Raw genomic sequence first — 18,081 nt, 5'->3', positions numbered from 1 at the left:
GAGGTACCGGTGAAATGAGTGCGCAGATCACATTCCGGCCTGTCGTGCCCGGCGACTTCCCGTTGTTGGCTCGATGGTTGTCGAATCCGCACGTCGCACGATGGTGGAACCACGAGTTCTCTCCCGAAGCGGTCGAGCGGCACTTCGGCCCGACAACCCGCGGCGAAGAACCCGCTGAGGAATTGCTCGCCTGTGCGAGCGGAATCTCGTTCGCACTTGTTCAGCGTTTCCGCTGGCACGACTACCCCGAGGCGTCACAGCCCCTGTCGGCCTATCTCGACATCGAGGAAACCGCGATGACCATCGACTACTTGATCGGCAACCCGGCCCGCGTCGGCCGCGGATGCGGCACCGCACTGATCGGGGCCATCGTCACCGATACCTGGATCACGCATCCATCGACCAACACGATCATCGTGCCCGTCTCGGCGGGTAATACGCCCTCGTGGCGGGTCCTCGAGAAGAACGGCTTCATTCGAGTGATCGAGGCGGACCTCGAACCCGACAATCCCATAGACCCCCCGCTGCACTACGTGTATCGACTGGGCCGCGAAAGCAGTGGCCTCACGATGCCGCGCGAGAGCGAGGATTTCCGATGAGTGCCGAACACGCGGTCGTCCGGCTTTCGCACCATTTGGCTCCGCTGTGGTCGGTCCTGCACGCGCGGCTTTCCTCCGGTCGTCCGGTCCGGCGGGTCAAAGTGGGCCCGCTGACCACTGAGCAGCAGTCCGCGCTCGCGGACCTGCTCGGGCTGGCCCGGCTGCCAGGAGAGTATTCGATGGTCGGCCTCGACGAGGTGGACGCGGCGCTGTCCGACGTCGCGGGTTGTGACGTCCGCACTGCCCTACATCATCTGATCGGGCCTATCCCGGACCGTTCCGCCGAGCGCGCCGCGGCAACCGAGGAACGAAACCGACTGTGGGAGTGGTTATTCGACCATGAGGTCGTGCGCGCCCAGCCCGCGCTGGAAATCTGGGCGGAAACGACGCGACGCAATGGCCTGATCGCCGGATCGGTGGAGCGGACCGGATTCGAACTGGACCGGGCACTGCGCGTCCTGCGTCGACTGCCCGGCGCGGGTGTGCATCTGCCGGTCTTCGCGGAGCAGGTGCTCGGCGATCCCCACGCGCTCGACGAGGGATCCCGGCTGCACACCATGGTAATTCGGGCACTGGCGGCGCTCTACGACGCCGAACCACCCGCCGACGCGATCGGATTGCGGGGACTCTGGGCGCGCGCGGGTATCTCCGATGACGAATTGTCCTCGACCGTGCTCGTCGCGGGACTGCCGATCCTCGACTCGGATACGGTGATCGGCAGGATCACGCGCCTCTGTGCCGAGGCCGGTGTCGCCGCCGTCCTGAGTTTGCAGCAGCTGCGCGAGGCCGGGACGCCGGTGCTGGTCGCCGATGCCGTTCGCGTGGTGGAGAATCCGAGCGTGCTCGCGACGGCACTCGCCCGATTCGGGCCGCGCTGCCCGCCGATGGTGTGTATCTCCGGCTGGCCGAGCAGCGCCGCGGTCGTGCTGTTGGACGGTGTTGCCCAGGCCGGCGCGACCTTGCATTACCACGGCGATTTCGATGGTGAGGGTTTGCGGATCGCCGCCAATCTCGTCGCCCGGTTCGGCGCGGTCCCGTGGCGCATGACCAGTCGCGACTATTCGGCCGCGGTCGGTCCGGTCGGCCCACCGGTGGGACGAGTCACCGCGGTACCCTGGGACGCCGATCTGTCCGAGGAGCTGCGCCGCCGCGGGCAAGGGGTTTCGCAAGAACGGGTCATCGATGTGCTGCTCGGCGATCTCGCGCCGTGACCGAAAAACGTAGCGCGCAAGCCCGGTCCTTCAGGGCCGGGTTAGCGCATCGGTTCCGAATGTGACAGAAGATCATGATAGCCTGTCACTATGGCATCGAGGGTGGTGAAGCGGGCTTTCAAGTACCGCTTCTATCCGACGGACGAGCAGGCTCAGCAGCTCGCCCGCACCTTCGGTTGCGTCCGCTACGTCTACAACCGGGCATTGGCGGAACGGTCTCGTGCGTGGACGCAGGAGCAGCGGCGGATCTCGCACGCGGAAACAGACAAGATGCTCACCGCGTGGAAGCGCGACCCCGAAACCGAATGGCTCGCGGAGCCTTCAAAGGGGCCGTTGCAGGCGACGCTGCGGAACCTGCAAGGCGCGTTCGATAAGTTCTGGCGCAAGCTGACCGGATATCCGAAGTTCAAGAAGCGCGGCAAGTCGAAGGACTCGGCCACCTACTTCTCGAACTGCTTCACCTACCGGGACGGTCGGATCAAGCTCGCGAAGCAGTCCGAACCGCTCGACATCGTGTGGTCGCGTCCGCTTCCCGAAGGGGCGGAACCGTCGCAGGTGACCGTCTCGAAGGACTCGGCGGGCCGCTACCACATCTCGATCCTGGTAGAGGACACGATCGCCGAGCACGCGCCGACCGACACAACGGTCGGAATCGACGCGGGCATCACCACCCTGTATGCCCTCTCGACCGGGGAGAAGATCTCCAACCGCCGGCACGAGAAGAAGGACCGCGCCCGCCTGGCGAAGGCTCAGCGGGTGCTGGCGAAGAAACAGAAAGGCTCCGCCAATCGGGCGAAGGCCCGTTTGAAGGTGGCCCGGATTCACGCTCGGATCGCGGATCGTCGTCGCGACCATCTGCACAAACTCTCGACTCGTTTGGTGCGCGAAAACCAAGTGATCGCCATCGAGGATTTGAGTGTGCGGAACATGGTCCGGAATCATTCGCTGGCGCGGGCGATCTCGGACGCGAGTTGGTCGGAGTTCCGGTCGATGCTGGAGTACAAGGCGGATTGGTACGGGCGCACGGTTGTGGCGATCGACCGGTTCTATCCGTCGTCGAAGTCGTGCTCTACGTGTGGTCGGATCGCGGACAAGATGCCGTTGAACATCCGGGATTGGACGTGCCCGTGCGGCGCGGTCCACGATCGGGATGTGAACGCTGCCAAGAACATACGCGCCGCAGGGCTTGCGGTGCTCGCCTGTGGAGATGGTGTGAGACCGCCCCGCAGCTGATGCGGGAAGGCAATTGTCGATGAAACAGGAACACTCTGCCGTGAGGCAGGGAATCCCCGCCCTTCAGGGCGGGGAGGAAGTCAAGAGGGGGAACTTCATGGACCCGATTCGGGTGCCACCCGAGATGTTCCGGTTCACCGGCGGAGATCGCGCCGGGCTCTACGTCTCGGTACTGCATGCGTTCGGGGAGGCCAACGAACGCCTGGAGACCGCGCTCGGGCTCGATGACGTCCGTGGCCGGCTGCGCTCGGTCGGGTGGCTGGAGGCCATCGATGACGACGATCTCGCCGACGCTCTCGGGCAGTTGCGCGCCTGGAATCTCGTCGACGTGGTGCAGAATCACTCGGAGAACTACCGCACCGCCGCCGATTACGAACGGCGCAACCTGCAGTATTCACTCACGAGGCGGGGTGAGGCCGCGTTCGCCGGTGTGGTGCACGCGATGGCGGTACTGGCCTCGACCGGCGCGCTGCAGACGGCGGTTCTCGACGCGATCGCCGATCGTCTCGCCGATCTGCTGCGCGAACTGGACTCCGGGCTGGATCGCCGCGTATTCACCACACTCAGCGAACTCGAATCCCATCTGGAGGGGTTGCGCGGCAACACCAAGCAGTTCAACGGCGAGTTGCAGCGCCTGCTCCGCAACGACGGCGTCGATCTCACTGTTTTCCACGAGGTGAAAGCCGCGACGGTCGCCTATCTGCGGGAGTTCCTCTCCGATATCGAACATCGGACACATGCCATCGCCTCCCGAATCGAGGCCATCGAGGAATACGGCGTCAGCAGGATGCAGCAGCGCGCCCTGCTCGGCGCCGAACTTCCGCACCTCACCGGCCCCGACCCGGCTCTCGCGTGGCTCGAACAGCGAAGGGCGCGATGGGATGGTCTGCGCGCCTGGTTTCTTCCCGTCGACGGGGCGGCCCCTCGGATCGATCAGCTACGGCTCGTCGGTCGCAGGGCCATCATCGCGCTATTGCAGGTACTCGACCGGATCACCGAGTCGCGGCGTCGTTCCAGCAGTGCCGTGGCCGATTTCCGGGAGTTGGCGCACTGGTTCGCGGTGCTGCCCGACCGCGACGATCTGCATCGGCTGTGGGCGACGGCATTCGGGCTCGGCCCGGCTCGGCACGCCCATCTCGCGCACGCGGACCCCGAATTGGTCAGCTACACCGACTCGTGGCGCACCGCCGCCCCGGTCGAGGTCTCACCGTTGCTGCGCGCTTCCGGCCGTACCGAACGCTTCGGCCGCACCGCGGCGATACCGGATGTCGCGGCCATCAAGGCCGAACGCGCGGCCAGGGCGGCGGTGGAACGCGCCGAGTTGGAGGCGGCTTGGGACATGCTCGACACCGGTGGCACGGTGCGACTCTCGTCGTTCGGCACACTCGACCAGGGTGTGTTCGAGCGGCTGCTCGAGCTACTCGGCCGGGCATTGGGCAACGCCGCCGACACGAGCGGGGTGCGTCGGGGTTCGACCGCGGACGGCAAGGTCGAGATCGTCCTTCGGCCGGCACCGGACGACTCGATCGCGGAACTCACCACCCCACGCGGCCACTTCCGCGGACCCGATTATCTGCTGGAGATCGCGGTGATCGCGCATACCGGGGCGTCGCGAGACCTCGCCGTGTTCGGGAACACCTCGGCATGAGTGAACTCGCCAATCAATTGGTGATCGCCGAGCGCGCCGAAGTCGCGCGCGGCGTACGTCTGCTGCTCGCGGACCCGTTGATCGTCGAGCGCGGCGCACCGGAGATGTTCGATCTCGTGCGGCGGCGGCGTGATCCGATCGCGCAGTGGTTCGACTATTTCTGCGGGTGGACGCTGATCGTGGAGCCGCGCCTCGGTTACGCGCGTCTGGTCAAGGTCCGCGCGTATCCCGACCAGACGCGCCCGGCTCGCCGCCTGCGTTCCGGCAGAGCCGAATTCGACAGACTCCGGTATGTCCTGTTGTGCGTGACGGCCGCGGAACTGTTCGCCGCCCCTGTAACCACGATCGGTCTGCTGGCGGGACGCGTGCGCGCCGCGACCGTCGAGGATCCGCTGCTCGACGATTTCGACACCGCGACACGCGCGCACCGGATGGCCTTCGTCGATGTGCTGCGGCTGCTGGAATCCTTCGGTGTGCTCGCGGTGGTCGACGGCGTGACCGACTCCTATGTCGACTCCCAATCGGCGAAAGTGCTGTTCCGCGTGGACGCGACACTGCTGTTGCGGATACTGAGCGCACCGAACGGTCCGTCGCAGCTCGGCGTCCCCGCTGTCGAGGTGCCCGCGCGACTCGACGAGGTCCTGGGCGAGCTCGTCCGGGAACGCCGATACGGCCCGGCAGCCGCCCCCGGCAGACACGCCGACAGGTCCGGTGTCTCCGACGCGCAGAAGAATCTGTGGTTGCGCCACAGCGTATTCCGCCGACTGGTCGACGATCCGGTGGTGTACTTCGATGATCTCACCGACGACGAACGCGCCTATCTGGCCTCCCCCACCGGCAGGCAACTGTTGCGCCGGGCCGCCGAACACGGCGGATTCGTGTTGGAGGAACGCGCCGAGGGAGTGTTGTTCGTCGACCCGGACGCCATCGCGACCGACACCAGGTTCCCCGATGACGCCTCGACCGCGAAAGTGGCCGCGCTCCTGCTGTTGGACACGATGTCCGGCGCGGCCACCGACGAACAACTGCGCGCGGCGGCAGCGGACCTGCTGACCCGATTCCCGCGCTGGGCACGCACCTACCACGGCGAGGACGGCGCGCAACGCCTGTGCGCCGACGCGCTGGCCGTGCTGCGCTCGTTCGGCTTGATCTCCGTTCGACGATCGGGCCTGGTGGAACCCCTACCCGCTGCGGCTCGCTACCGCGTCACCGAGATTCGCACCACCGACGACACCGAGGGCCCGTCATGACAGTGACCGAATTGCCACAGCGCGTCCCCGGCCCGGACCGGGAGCCGCGCTGGATTCCTTCCCGAGCGGGCATCCTCAACATCTGGCGCTACTACGACGAGATCTTCGAATTCCACCAGGGACGGCTGTTGTTGCGCGGCCCGAACGGCAGCGGCAAATCGAAGGCGCTGGAGTTGTTGCTGCCCTTCCTGTTCGATGCGAGCCTGCGTGCCAACCGCCTGTCCACCTTCGGCACCAGTGAACGGACGATGCACTGGAATCTGATGGGAGAGGGCACATCCGGCGCCACCCGCGTCGGCTACGTGTGGATGGAGTTCTACCTGCCCGGCGCGTCTGAGCGCTGGTTCACCTGCGGGGCACGGCTGCAGGCCACCTCGCGAACGACAACCGTGCACGCCGACTACTTCACGACCACGCTGCGTGTCTCCGCTCCGGGCGGCCCGGCCGATTCCTTCGCCCTGGCCGAGGCGAACGTGCCGCTGACCCGTGCCGCGCTGACCGAGCGGCTCGGTGATGCCGGTGTCGTGTACGAGAACGCGAGCGACTACCGGTCCGCGGTGCGCTCGACCCTGTTCAGCGCGCTGAACGAAGATCGGTACGACGCGCTGATCACCGCGTTGCTGCAATTGCGAACGCCCAAATTGTCGCAACGGCTCGACCCGGCGTTGCTGTCCACCCTGCTCTCCCGCGCGCTGCCACCGCTCGGTCGTGACGAGATCGCCGATCTGGCCGAGGGTTTCGAACGCCTCGATGCCCAGCGCGAACGCCTTTCCCGTTTGGACGAGGAGGTGGCGGCCACCAGGAAACTGGCCCGTCACCAGCAGACCTACGCCCAACGTGTGCTGCGCGCCGGGGCCGCCGCGCTCAGCGCCGCGACCACCGACCTCGACAAACTGGCCGAGGCCGCCAGGAATTCCGCGGCCGAGTACGAGCGGATCGGCGCTCTCGAACAGGAGACCGCCGAACGTGTCCGGCAAGCCGAGACCGACCTCGTCTCCGCCGAGGCGCACAGCACCGGCCTGATGAAATCGCCCGCCTACGAGAAGGGTCTCGAACTCGACGATCTTCGCCGGTCGACCAGCCAGGCTCGAGACCGCGCGACGAGGGCCGCGAAGGCGTCGGCCGAGTCGCTCGCCCGCGCCGAACGCGACGAAGCCCGCCGCGCGGAGGCGGCCGACGCCGTGCACGGATGGGAACGACGTGTCGAGACGGCCGAGCTGGAAACGACCCGGTCGGCTCGGCGCGCCGGATTGGTCAGCATCCACGACGAACTCGCCGCCGACCCGCACGACCGCCGGGTGCGGGCACTGCTGAGCGGCGCGGTCAGGGCCAGGCGCGAGCAGGTCGACGAACTGCTCGAACTGCTCACCCGCCACGGCAACGCGGTCCAGCGCCGCACCGATGCCGAAGAGGAACTCGAATCGGCCCGCGCGACCTACCAGACGGCCCGGACCGCCCACGCCGACGCCGAACAGGCGCGTGAACGAGAGCTGGGTGCACTCCACGACCGTGTGCGCGTCTGGGCAGGCGGATGCGATGCGTTGTCCTTCGATGATGTCGATACCGTGGCCGATCTCGTGGCCGACCGGGCGCGACTGGTCGAGGTCGTCAACACCGCGGTCTCCAGTGTGTTGCAGGCCGTGGTGCATCAGGAAACCCTGTGCCGCAGCGAGATCGACGCGGTAGCCGCCGAGCGCGAACTCCTGGTCACGGAGCGGGACCTGCTCGCCGGGCAACACGACATCCCGCCGACGCCACCGGGCTGGCGCACCGCCGACCGGGATCGAATGTCGGGTGCGCCGCTGTGGCGGCTGGTCGATTTCGCCGACGACGTCGACCCGACGACGGCCGCGGCCGTGGAGGCCGCCCTCGAATCCGCCGGACTCCTCGACGCGTGGGTCGGCCCGCACGAGCCGCTGGACGGCCACGATCTGTTCGCCGATCCCGCCGCGATCGAACCCGTCGCCGATCGTTCACTGGCCGATGTGCTTGTCCCCGTACCGCATCCGGACGTCGATCCCGAACAGGTACGCCGACTGTTACGCGGCATCGCGTTCGACGAACAGCTGCCCGATGGCCAGGTCGCCGCGATCGCCGCCGACGGCCGCTGGCGCCTGGCCGACCTCACCGGTTCCTGGTCCAAGGATCAGGCCGCCTTCATCGGCGCCGCGCCACGCGCCCGGGCTCGCGAACTGCGCCTCCAGCGGTTGCGCACCGAGATCGCCGATCTCGACCGCCGGATCGATGCGCTGCGCGCTCGGCTGGACGACTTCGCCGCCCGCCGGACGCTCATCGAATCGGAGCGCGTGAATCTGCCGAGCTTCGATGCGGTGATCGCGACCGAGAAGCATCGCACCGCAATGGAATCGGCGCTGTCGCTGGCCGACAGCATCGTTCACGAGCGAATCACGAAACTGAGCGAGCGAGAGGACGACGCGCGCCGCGCGCAGCACGATCTCGCGATCCGCGCGGCCGAGACCGGGCTGCCGACCGACCCCACCGCCCTGCGTGCTGTCACCGAGGCCACCGATGACTTCTCCGGTCAGGCCAGTGCCTGGCTGGACACCTGTGTCAACCTGCGCGCCGCCAGTGCTGCGGCCGATGTCGCCGCCGAGCAGGCGGCGGAGTCCTCCGCGGACGCCACGGCGAGCGCCGAGGCCGCCGCCGAGGCGGAGGAGGAACACCATCGTTTCGCCGCCGAACTCGCGGCGATCGAAGGCACCGCGGGGCAGGACTACCGTGAGGTCCTCGCGCAGATCGAGATCGCGCGCACCCGGATCAGCGAACTCGGTGATTGTCTGAAACGCGATCGCCGTGCCCTCACCGATATCGCCCGCACCCTGGGAAATCTCGAATCCCAGCACACCACCGATATCGCCGCCCGCGATGCCGCGACCACCACCCGCGACGAATGCGCGACCAGGTTCCGTCGCCTGGCGAGCGGAACCTTCGCCGACGACGCGCAACTGCCCGAACTGGACGCCTTCCGCAGTACCCTTGCCGCCTCCGACGGCGTGCGAGCCACTCTCGATGCCGCCCGGATGGTGTCGGCGGCGTGGCCGACCATCCCCTATTCGCCGACCAATCTGAGCGAGGCGATGCGCAGGCTCGCCGATTCGGTCCACGAATGCCGCGCGGCGTTGAGCACCCGCGCCGACCTCGACCTCACCTCCGATGACGACGTCCAAGTGTTCACCGCCGTCGTCGACGGTGTCCGGGTCGGCTGCGCCGAGTTGTTGCGCCTCATCGTGGAGGAGACCCAACAGAGCAAGAACGAGATCACCGATCAGGAACGCCGCCTGTTCGACCACACTCTCACCGGTGACACCCGCCGCCATCTCGCGGCCAGGATCAGGCAGGCCAACGAGCTGGTCGACGGGATGAATGCCCGCCTGGAGCGTGTTCGCACCGCCTCCGATGTCGCGGTGAAACTGGTGTGGCAGGTGCGCAAGGACCTTCCCGCGGGCACCAGAACCGCCCGCGACCTGCTCCTGAAGGATCCGGCACGGCTCACCGACGCCGACCGCGATTCCCTGCACCGGTTCTTACGGGACCGCATCGAAGCGGCCAAGGCCGACGACACCGCCACCAGCTGGGAACAGCAACTCGCCCAGGTCTTCGACTACACCGCATGGCACCAGTTCGTCGTCAAGATCGATCGCGGCACCGGCGACAACTTCCAGGAGCTGACCAAGAAGCTGCACGGCGCCCTGTCCGGGGGTGAGAAGGCGATCGCCCTGCACCTGCCGCTGTTCGCCGCCGTCGCGGCCCACTACCAGGCCGCACCGCAAGCGCCGCGAGTGATCATGCTCGACGAGGTTTTCGTCGGCGTGGACACCACCAACCGCGGCCAGATCTTCGCCCTGCTCTCGGCCCTGGATCTGGACCTGATGCTGACCTCCGATCACGAATGGTGCAACTACGCCGAACTGAGCGGTATCGGCATCCACCAGATCATCAGGGACGACACCGCAGAGGCGGTGACAACGGCCCGGTTCACCTGGAACGGCAACGAACTCACGTCGGCATGACAGACCAAGAGTGAATCCAGCCGATCGGTGTGCGTACAGACGCGACGGAACGAGAAATACCGCCTGCGTGCCGGTTTCGCCCGATATCGTCGTCGGCGTGACAGTCCGGGCGAAGATCTGCGGAATCCGGTCGGAGACCGACCTCCGACTGGCAGTGGCTGCGGGCGCCGATGCCGTCGGATTCATTTCCGGCATCACCCATTTCAGCGAGGACGGTCTGAGCGCGCCGCAAGCCGCGACCCTCTCCGCCATGGTTCCCCCGTTCGTCACGCGGGTGCTGGTCACCCATCTCGAGGACGCGTCCGCCATCGTCGCCCTGGCGGACGAGATCGGCGTCGACGCGATCCAAGTCCACGGTCTGGTCTCGTCGGCGACCGTCAGCCAGGTCCGCGCCACGGCGGGCGGGCGCAAGATCCTGGCAGCCGTGCATGTGACAGGTCGTGATGCGGTGGCGATCGCGCAGGAAACCGCGCAATTCTGCGATGCGGTGTTATTGGATTCGCGCACCGAAGATCGGCTCGGTGGTACCGGCCTCACCCATGACTGGTCGATCAGTGCCGAGATCGTCGAAGCACTCGCCGAGATCGGCTGCCCGGTGGTGCTGGCGGGTGGCTTGAACGCGGGCAATGTCGGCGCCGCGATCGCCGCGGTTCGCCCGTTCGGGGTCGATGTGAACAGCGGCGTCGAAGACGCCTCGGGGAACAAGTCCCCGCAGGCGTGCCGCGACTTCGTCACCGCCGCACATGATCTTCGCGCATCGAACACTGCTCGAGTGCACGGTCAGCCTGGTGATTCGAGGTCCGGCGGTGACGGACCGTAGGACCGGCGAGGCGCGGCGGTAATGCGCCGCCACCCGGGAATCCGCTCTGTCTACCAGCCGAATATCGAGAAAGACGACTCCTCGCCGATATGCTCCATCGCCACCCGGCAATACTCGATCATGTTGTCGGGCAACGCATCCACCGCGAACCAGTCCAGGGCACCGCACTTTTCGGGCTCTCGGTTGGTCGGCTCGCCCTGCCAATCCGTCACGGTGAAGAAGAAGGCCACGCGGCCACCCGACGATGAGTTGTGCATGACGTGGCTGAACCGCACGTCTTCCGGCTCGATCACGACGCCGATCTCTTCCTCGGCCTCGCGGATCAGAGCGGCGACGACGGACTCTCCGGCCTCCAGGTGCCCCGACGGCAGATGCCATGCGCCATCCTCGAACCCGGTGTTCTGGCGCTGACCGTAGAGCACCTGATCACCGCGGCGAAGCACGAGATGCACATCGCCGGTTACCTTGTGCCGCCGCGGCTTGCTCTGCTGGTCGAACTCGGTTGCCGTCATGCCGAAACGGGAATTCCTTCCATTCAATGGCACCGCTGAACTGGCATTCTATGGCTCTGCCTCTAGCTCATTTCCTTTTGTGTCATGATCGGCGATGAAGCCGAGGAGATCACGGTCCAACTCCTGGGAGAACTCCATCGGGAGCGAGTGCGTAGCCCCCTGCCAACTCTTGGCCGAAACGTCGTTGACGTAGGTTTTCGCGGTTGCGACCGCCGCCTCTGGATCATGCAACGCGCTTTTCTCGGCCATGGCGACATATACGGGCATCGATAGGCGCTGGAGCTCGGCATGAGTGATCCGATCAGGCGTGGGCAGTTTGATCGAGTAATAGTGCGAGGCATCGACAATCATCTGGGCGATCGGATCCGCGTGGTCGATTTCGTGATTGCCGCCGATATCTCTCAGCATGGCGTCACGCCAGCTCTGCGGCAAGAACGGCAGGGAAGCCGGGATTGTCTTGACGTAGATCTCCCATTTCAGTCCTTGAAACACGAAGACCGGCTCGAGCAGGTTCAGTGTCGCAACCCTGTTGGGGTAATGCACAATGCACCGCGAAGTTCGCCGCGAGCCACCCCCCGAAGGAATGCCCGACAATATGGGCTTTGTCCACGCCGAGACCAGCGAGCGTCTCTTCGATCCACGCCGCTTGGTCGGTGGAGTTCTCGATCGGTCGCGTCTGGACGCTGAGCCCGGCATCTCCGAGGGCATCGAGCGCATACACTGTCCGCTCAGCGGCCAGATCTTCGAGGTTTTCGGCCCACATCGGCGTACCGGACGTGCGCCCGGGAAAGAGTACGATCGGCGCGCCGACAGAATGTTTGTCATCCGCGAATCGATAGGCCCTGACTGTGCCGAAACCTGTCTGAATGTCATACGTTTTCACGGGCTCGGGAAGTAGTTTCATCGCCTTGGCGTACGACGCCTTGTAGGCGCGTTCACCCTCTGGACTACGAAAGTGGCCGATCGAGTTCGGATCGTAATCAGGCATCCGTATTCCTTCTACTGTATGTCGTGCACAAGGCTCAGCTCGTATCAAATACGTTCTTACACAACAGGAATCGATATACATGGGCGTTCGTTGTGACCCGCAGATGCCGGAGCCCGAGCGTCGCGATCCCTTCAGTGGGGCCGCGCGGGTACCGCCCCGGCACAACCGGGTCATGTTCCTCGCCCACCACCTCTCGGCAACAAACTAAGATCGAATCTTAGTAAGAACCCATCTCAGTAATCCTCGATCAAGTGGCTCGAAGACCGCGCCTTCGATCGGCACGACTACGACGCTCTCATCCGTGGTCTGCTCGCGATCCCCGGTACTCGGATCGACACTCCGTTGGTGGCGGTCACGAGATCCGGGGTGGCCGACAACGTGCCGCTCGCGATGCACTGGGGGCCGGAAGATCTCGTTCGCGCCTGGCGACGATGAGTCCGGTGCGAGTGGCACTCCCCTGGGAGCAGGCCGCAATCGGGGCGGACCTCAGAAACGGCGAACAGCCGTCTCACTCCGCAGGCGAGTCGATACCGCGATCCTGCCACTCTCCCAGTGTCATCGCCTGACCACGCACCCGCCAGACCAGCCGACCGTTGGCATTGTGGCCGGACACGACTGCGGCAGCCGCGGACGGCGAGGCGAAAACGCAGTTCCGGGTGAAGAGACAGTTCGCTTCGTCCGCGGAGGCGACGATGGTCCCGTTGTCGAGTAGCTTTTCCCGCAACCGTCCGTAGCCGGAGTCCGAACCGAACCATGCCGACCGAGCATTGGATCCTTCGAAAACTGTGAACTCACCGTCGATTTCCTGCGCCGTAGCCTCGATACCGTGCTTCTGAACCCGCATTTCGAAGACTGGCGACGTCATCGGGCCTGCCGCCTGAGAATCACTCCCCACGGTGGCCGGTCGCGTCACGCCTACCGAGCGCAGCAGATCGACACCGAGCACCGGCAGCACGATATTGACCTGACCGATGAAGTACTCCATGTCGGAGACATCGGCTTCGGGCAGTGGCAGCGGTTCAGGAGCAGTTTTGTTGAGTATCACCGCGCGCCCGGCCTCGGTGGCGATCGCGATCAGCCGGGCTTCGAGGTAACGGGCGTGTGCCTTCGTGAGGTTGGCGTCCTTACTCGTCAACACGATCGCGCGCACCCAGAAGTCGCGCCCGCCTTCGGATTGCGGACGGGAATGCTGTGCGATGCGTTTTCCGACGCTGTCGCCCTCCCCGATATACGCCTCGACGCCGCTGGCGCTGTCCGGGTTGTCGCCCAGCAAGATATAGACCCCGGTCCGATCGGCCTCGGGTCGCCGCAGTAGCGCAGCGAGATCGGATCGCGGCGCCGCGACCACATGTCCGGTCCAGTTCATGATCTCCGCTGTCAGCAGCCCGCCCGATGTGCCGTCGGCGAGGTACAAACGGACAGTTCTACCGACACTCATAGCTGCATTCTCCGGTATATCGGACTGTTGGACGTGTGCGTCGGCGGGATGACACTATGATCTTGACTTTCTCCCCGCCGTGAACGGTGCGAATTCCCTGCCGCACGACAGGGATGTTCCTGTTTCATCGACGGTTGCCTTCCCGCATCGACCGCGCGACGGTCTCACACCATCTCCACAGGCTCCAACGGCCAGCTGGACCACACGTGGCAATCAGAGTTCGCTCGGATACGCCGGGCAAACCGATAACGAACCACCCGCCCAGGGCGGACACGATCCGCAGGTCGAGGCCGGGAAGCCGAAGAACGGAACGTACTGGTGAGCACGCGTACCAAATGGGTGGGTGGCTTATTTCAGTTCGCGCTTCCCGTCTTGATCGTGTTCGTGGTTGTCGTAGGCAACCCGTCGCAGCCCGAACTCGAACAGGATCGAGAACTATCCGCGCGGTTGAGCGCGCTGTGGCACAACGGCGGAAGCGCAACGCTGCGTGCGCTCACCGGGGGTGATTGGGATCGGGTGTACACACTCACCGCGCACACCCGCGCTCGCGTAGAGGAATTCGTCGGCGCTCCCGTCGAAATGGAGTCGGTGTTCACTCCGCAGGCTCGAATCCTGGTGTTCTGCAAGGGCAGTACGGTCCAACGCGCCACCTACACAGCAGGCTCGCCGCCGGAGAGCATCTTCAGCTCCGCGGTACTCGTCGACGGCACCGCTGGCATGCCCCTACCTCCGAAATTCTCCGACCCCACGCCACCTGAATAGTGTCGCCGGTAACCCGCACCTACCCGACCGCGAAAAGACCAACTCATTCGCAACCGCCCCAAGCCCGGCCCCCCACCCCGAAAACGGCGCGAACGGCATCAGCAAATTCCTTTCAATGCCGAGATACTCACCTGCACAGCGTAATCAGCGAATGATTACACCCGGGGACAGAAGGGAATGGGGGCTCCATCCCACCCAGTCCTCGGATCCGTGTAGATTGTCCACACCGCTTTTAGCTAGGCTGTGACCTCGGCAACACGAAGCTCGTGTGTGCCTGGTTCTGCGCTCGATCAGTTACTCGCAGTATTCGATCTGGATCTCTTCCCTGGATGAACCACATCACATGAAGGATCGATATGAAGAGCGAAAAACGCGCCTGGATCGCAGCTTTGACGGGAAGCCTCATTGTCGTCGGCACCGCGGTCGCCGCACCACCCGCATGGACGGAGCCGGAGCCGACGCCGGAGCAGTCTCAAGGAGCTGGGGGCGACATTCTCCGTGCCGAAGCGGCGCACCTGGCGTTGACGGTCCCCGGGGTATCCGGGGCGATACCGGCGAGGTCGACACGCGTCACATACGCCAGCAGCGATACCCATGATGCGCCGACCGCGGTGGTGGGAACGTACCTGGAGCCGACGCTGCCGTGGACCGGTCCGGGTGAACGCCCGTTGGTGGCATATGCGGGTGGCACACAGGGGCAGAGCGCCGAGTGCGCGCCCTCGGCGATGCTGTCGCAGGTAGTTCGGTACCAGCCTCCCGCCGACGCGGTCTTCGAATACGACGTCATCGCGATCTATCAACTGCTGGCCCGCGGCATGGCGGTTGTGATGACCGACTATCACGACTTCGCCACACCTGGCCTCACCAACTTCATGAACCGCAAAACACAGGGCTACGCGGTACTGGACTCCGCACGTGCCGCATTGCGGTTACCCGGCTCCGGCCTCACTCCCCAGTCGCCGATCATCCTCTACGGCTACTCCCAGGGCGGGATGGCTTCGGCGGCCGCGGCCGAATTGCAACCGAAATACGCCCCCGAACTGAATGTGCGCGGCGCCTACGTGGGCGGACCCCCGGTGGGCCTCGACGACTACATCGCGCGCAACGAGGGTCGCCCCGGCGTCGCACCAGCCATCGCCTGGATACTCAACGGCATCGCCGCCGATTATCCGGAGACCCGTCCGGCGTTCGATGCCGAGATCAACGACACCGGTAAGGCGATCATGCGCGACTCGATAGGCAAATGCGGCGGCGGCCTCTCCAACATTTTCGCGCAACCTCAGACCACGTCCCAGTGGACCACAAGTGGAGAGCCTTTGGCGGTCGTGATCGCTCGTTCCCCGGAATTGAAGAAGGCATTCGACGAGCAGCGGCTCGGCGGGTCCACCCCCTCCGCACCGGTACGTGTCTACTCGGCCAGGAACGATGAGGGAGCGACGTACCCGGCCGTGCGCGATATGGCCGCGAGTTGGTGCGGTGGCGGCGCAGCCGTTCAACTGGATGCGGATGCCGCGCTGCCCGCCATGTCCGGATTCCTGGGCACCCACAATGTGGCCTATTTCCCGTCACTGGCGACCTCGCAGCAGTGGGTGATCGATCGCCTTGCCGACATACCGGCCCCGGTGAACTGTGGGGGCCTGCCCTAGTTCTACGAGGCGGATGACGCCGGTGCGGAGGCGGCCGGCTGGGCCCGCACCGGCGACCTGGCCTCCCGGACCGTCATCGATGACACCGACGACTACTGCTCTGCGGTGGTGGTCTCCGGGCCTGGATAGGTCCAGAGCTGCCTGATTCGGACTAGCGGTCGCCGGGGGCAGGCTTTGTGAATGCTCGTCGGCTGTGCACGAGGAACTCGCGGATCGCGGGGCTGCGCGTGCTCTTCCACACCAGGGCGAGCAGGGCGGGTGTTTCGATGTCATCGATGGTGCGGGCGGTGAGTCGGCCGCGGTAGTGCGCGGCCATCGAGTCGCTGAGGATCGCGACGGCGAGTCCGCGGGAGGCGAGGTCCGCGATGGCGTCCGCGGCGCTGGCCTGCAAGGTGATCGCGAGTGGGAGATTCTGTGCCGCGCAGGCTTGGTCGAGTACCGTGCGCAGGCCGGTGCCCGGTGGCATGCACACGATCGGGTAGCCGCTCAGGTCGCGCAGGGTGACCCGGCGGTGTTTCGCCAGGGGGTGTCCGGCCGGGACTGCCGCGACGAGTCGTTCGCTGATGATCGTCAGCGCGTGCAGCCCGTCCGGGGTGGGGGTGGCGGTTCCGACGAGAGCCAGGTCGAGGGTGCCGGAGCGCACCGCGTCGATGAGCCGCTCGGAGTTGTCCTCCAGCAAGGAGATCTCGACACCGGGATGCGCCAGGTGGAATGTGGCGAGGGCGTCGAACAGTGGTGTGACGGTGCAGCCGATGACCATTCCCACGGTGAGGGTGCCCCGGACCAGGTCGGTCACCTCGCCCACCGCTTGGCCGATCGCTTTCGCGGCGGCGAGTGTGGCGCGAGCGTGTTCGAGCGCGGCCTTTCCCGCGACGGTGAGAGTCGCGATGCGCGTGGACCTGTCGAACAGTTCGGCGCCGAGTTCCCGTTCCAGCTGGCGGATCTGGGCGCTGACGCCGGATTGGCTGATGTGCACCCGCTCGGCGGCGCGGGTGAAGTTCTGCTCCTCCGCGACGGCGATGAAGTATTCCAGCTGCCTCAGGTCCATGACTACAAATTCTAGTTTGTAGCAGATCCATCTGTTGGACTTCTGATCAATGAGTGAGCACGCTGAGAGGTGCTGAAGTCCAACCTCAGGAGGAATCCATGTCGGAGTACGAAAAGGCCATGCGCCCCGAAGATCTCACCCGCTTGTTCGTCGAACGATCCAATGCCGGTGACGCGGCCGGGGTGGCCGCGCTGTATGAGGAGGACGCGGTGCTGGCCTACCCGCCCGGGGGCCGGACGGTCGGGCGGGAGGCGATCCGCGCGCTGTGGGAGAAGGTGCTGGCCAACCGTCCCCACTTCGAGCAGGAACCGCCACTGCCGACGCTGATCAGTGACGACATCGCCCTCACCTCGACCCCACCGAAGGACGGTGCCGGTGCTCGCGCGCAGGTCGTCCGGCGCCAGCCCGACGGAAGCTGGCTGCGTCTGCTCGACCAGCCCGAATTCGTCTCCCCCGCCCAGTGAACCGGTGGGCTCGATGAGCCGCGTGCCATGAGCCGAGAACGCTGATGTACCGCGCGCGGAGCGCTACTCGATGTCCGGATCCAGTTCCGTCAGGATTGGACAGCGACCGCTACCAGACGATCCGCACCGTCGCCGGAGCATTGATCATGCTTCCCGGTCCGACCTCCGCGAATGGTCGGAACAGCCGCAAGCCGAACGACGCGCGGAATTCGAACTGCTGGTGACCATCGCCCTCGCCACCGCCGACCGCCTCCCGACACGCAAGCCCGCGCCGACCGGGATCAGCCCGTAGCAGCATCGTCACAGAGGACAAGGCGGTCTGGGCGGACATTCGCGTGACTTCGGGGCGAATTCCCGTCGAATGCGTCGAAGATTGTCCGGCCAGGCCGGATCGGCCCGATGAGAGACATCGCTGCTCGGCAAGACTCCAC

General features: G+C 65.7%; 16 protein-coding genes. 10 read left to right on the top strand and 6 right to left on the bottom strand.

Annotated elements, in window-relative coordinates; translation table 11 throughout:
* The first annotated feature begins 14 nt into the window (after positions 1-14).
* From ABZS43_RS16525 to ABZS43_RS16495, 7 genes are all read left to right on the top strand, one after another.
* Entirely contained in the window at positions 15-599 is a 585-nt protein-coding gene (locus ABZS43_RS16525) for a GNAT family N-acetyltransferase (RefSeq protein WP_355036741.1), read from the top strand.
* A complete protein-coding gene (locus ABZS43_RS16520) occupies positions 596-1,810 on the top strand; it encodes a TIGR02679 family protein (protein WP_355036740.1) in 1,215 nt (404 codons plus the stop codon). The genes ABZS43_RS16525 and ABZS43_RS16520 overlap by 4 nt, the downstream gene beginning before the upstream one ends.
* Positions 1,811-1,900: 90 nt before the next feature.
* Entirely contained in the window at positions 1,901-3,043 is a 1,143-nt protein-coding gene (locus tag ABZS43_RS16515) for an RNA-guided endonuclease TnpB family protein (RefSeq protein WP_355036739.1), read from the top strand.
* A 97-nt stretch (positions 3,044-3,140) separates the two neighbouring features.
* Entirely contained in the window at positions 3,141-4,691 is a 1,551-nt protein-coding gene (locus ABZS43_RS16510) for a TIGR02677 family protein (RefSeq protein ID WP_355036738.1), read from the top strand.
* Complete coding sequence (locus ABZS43_RS16505; RefSeq protein WP_355036737.1) at positions 4,688-5,941, top strand: TIGR02678 family protein; 1,254 nt, start codon at positions 4,688-4,690, stop codon at positions 5,939-5,941. The genes ABZS43_RS16510 and ABZS43_RS16505 overlap by 4 nt, the downstream gene beginning before the upstream one ends.
* Positions 5,938-9,972: a TIGR02680 family protein gene (locus ABZS43_RS16500; protein WP_355036736.1), complete on the top strand. Its 4,035-nt coding sequence runs from the start codon at positions 5,938-5,940 to the stop codon at positions 9,970-9,972. The genes ABZS43_RS16505 and ABZS43_RS16500 overlap by 4 nt, the downstream gene beginning before the upstream one ends.
* Before the next feature lie 67 nt (positions 9,973-10,039).
* Entirely contained in the window at positions 10,040-10,792 is a 753-nt protein-coding gene (locus ABZS43_RS16495; protein ID WP_355036735.1) for a phosphoribosylanthranilate isomerase, read from the top strand.
* Positions 10,793-10,842: 50 nt separating this feature from the next.
* Here ABZS43_RS16495 and ABZS43_RS16490 read toward each other — a convergent pair whose 3' ends face one another.
* The 4 genes from ABZS43_RS16490 to ABZS43_RS16475 all read right to left on the bottom strand — a co-directional run bounded on the left by ABZS43_RS16490 (position 10,843) and on the right by ABZS43_RS16475 (position 13,730).
* Positions 10,843-11,304, bottom strand: coding sequence for an NUDIX domain-containing protein (locus ABZS43_RS16490; protein ID WP_355036734.1), 462 nt, complete (start codon positions 11,302-11,304; stop codon positions 10,843-10,845).
* Between the two features lie 48 nt (positions 11,305-11,352).
* Complete coding sequence (locus tag ABZS43_RS16485) at positions 11,353-11,712, bottom strand: alpha/beta hydrolase (RefSeq protein ID WP_355036733.1); 360 nt, start codon at positions 11,710-11,712, stop codon at positions 11,353-11,355.
* Positions 11,713-11,716: 4 nt separating this feature from the next.
* Positions 11,717-12,292 (bottom strand): alpha/beta fold hydrolase, encoded by a 576-nt coding sequence (locus ABZS43_RS16480; protein WP_355036732.1) that lies wholly within the window; start codon positions 12,290-12,292, stop codon positions 11,717-11,719.
* A 508-nt stretch (positions 12,293-12,800) separates the two neighbouring features.
* Positions 12,801-13,730: a GIY-YIG nuclease family protein gene (locus ABZS43_RS16475; RefSeq protein ID WP_355036731.1), complete on the bottom strand. Its 930-nt coding sequence runs from the start codon at positions 13,728-13,730 to the stop codon at positions 12,801-12,803.
* Between the two features lie 384 nt (positions 13,731-14,114).
* Here ABZS43_RS16475 and ABZS43_RS16470 point away from each other — a divergent pair, with 384 nt between their 5' ends.
* Both ABZS43_RS16470 and ABZS43_RS16465 read left to right on the top strand, forming a co-directional pair.
* On the top strand, positions 14,115-14,492 hold the full coding sequence (locus tag ABZS43_RS16470) for a hypothetical protein (protein ID WP_355036730.1): 378 nt from the start codon (positions 14,115-14,117) through the stop codon (positions 14,490-14,492).
* A gap of 611 nt (positions 14,493-15,103) precedes the next feature.
* Positions 15,104-16,138: a lipase family protein gene (locus tag ABZS43_RS16465; RefSeq protein ID WP_355036729.1), complete on the top strand. Its 1,035-nt coding sequence runs from the start codon at positions 15,104-15,106 to the stop codon at positions 16,136-16,138.
* Between the two features lie 151 nt (positions 16,139-16,289).
* On the opposite strand, the gene ABZS43_RS16460 is transcribed toward ABZS43_RS16465, so the two are convergent.
* A complete protein-coding gene (locus ABZS43_RS16460; RefSeq protein ID WP_355036728.1) occupies positions 16,290-17,186 on the bottom strand; it encodes a LysR family transcriptional regulator in 897 nt (298 codons plus the stop codon).
* Between the two features lie 98 nt (positions 17,187-17,284).
* On the opposite strand from ABZS43_RS16460, the gene ABZS43_RS16455 reads away from it, so the two are divergent.
* Positions 17,285-17,650 (top strand): nuclear transport factor 2 family protein, encoded by a 366-nt coding sequence (locus ABZS43_RS16455; protein ID WP_355036727.1) that lies wholly within the window; start codon positions 17,285-17,287, stop codon positions 17,648-17,650.
* Positions 17,651-17,759: 109 nt separating this feature from the next.
* Here ABZS43_RS16455 and ABZS43_RS16450 read toward each other — a convergent pair whose 3' ends face one another.
* Positions 17,760-17,981 (bottom strand): hypothetical protein, encoded by a 222-nt coding sequence (locus ABZS43_RS16450; RefSeq protein WP_355036726.1) that lies wholly within the window; start codon positions 17,979-17,981, stop codon positions 17,760-17,762.
* Positions 17,982-18,081 lie beyond the last annotated feature (100 nt).

The organism is Nocardia sp. NPDC005366 (assembly GCF_040606855.1).
Lineage (GTDB): Bacteria > Actinomycetota > Actinomycetes > Mycobacteriales > Mycobacteriaceae > Nocardia.
The sequence above is the reverse complement of the archived record's forward strand: the minus strand, read 5'-3'. Positions and strand labels throughout refer to the sequence as shown.

Bases quoted from the DNA above. Each gene is read 5' to 3' on its own strand.
- ABZS43_RS16525 (WP_355036741.1), top strand. From the start codon at position 15: ATGAGTGCGCAGATCACATTCCGGCCTGTCGTGCCCGGCGACTTCCCG.
- ABZS43_RS16520 (WP_355036740.1), top strand. From the start codon at position 596: ATGAGTGCCGAACACGCGGTCGTCCGGCTTTCGCACCATTTGGCTCCG.
- ABZS43_RS16515 (WP_355036739.1), top strand. From the start codon at position 1,901: ATGGCATCGAGGGTGGTGAAGCGGGCTTTCAAGTACCGCTTCTATCCG.
- ABZS43_RS16510 (WP_355036738.1), top strand. From the start codon at position 3,141: ATGGACCCGATTCGGGTGCCACCCGAGATGTTCCGGTTCACCGGCGGA.
- ABZS43_RS16505 (WP_355036737.1), top strand. From the start codon at position 4,688: ATGAGTGAACTCGCCAATCAATTGGTGATCGCCGAGCGCGCCGAAGTC.
- ABZS43_RS16500 (WP_355036736.1), top strand. From the start codon at position 5,938: ATGACAGTGACCGAATTGCCACAGCGCGTCCCCGGCCCGGACCGGGAG.
- ABZS43_RS16490 (WP_355036734.1), bottom strand. From the start codon at position 11,304: ATGACGGCAACCGAGTTCGACCAGCAGAGCAAGCCGCGGCGGCACAAG.
- ABZS43_RS16485 (WP_355036733.1), bottom strand. From the start codon at position 11,712: ATGCTGAGAGATATCGGCGGCAATCACGAAATCGACCACGCGGATCCG.
- ABZS43_RS16480 (WP_355036732.1), bottom strand. From the start codon at position 12,292: ATGCCTGATTACGATCCGAACTCGATCGGCCACTTTCGTAGTCCAGAG.
- ABZS43_RS16475 (WP_355036731.1), bottom strand. From the start codon at position 13,730: ATGAGTGTCGGTAGAACTGTCCGTTTGTACCTCGCCGACGGCACATCG.
- ABZS43_RS16460 (WP_355036728.1), bottom strand. From the start codon at position 17,186: ATGGACCTGAGGCAGCTGGAATACTTCATCGCCGTCGCGGAGGAGCAG.
- ABZS43_RS16455 (WP_355036727.1), top strand. From the start codon at position 17,285: ATGTCGGAGTACGAAAAGGCCATGCGCCCCGAAGATCTCACCCGCTTG.
- ABZS43_RS16450 (WP_355036726.1), bottom strand. From the start codon at position 17,981: ATGTCCGCCCAGACCGCCTTGTCCTCTGTGACGATGCTGCTACGGGCT.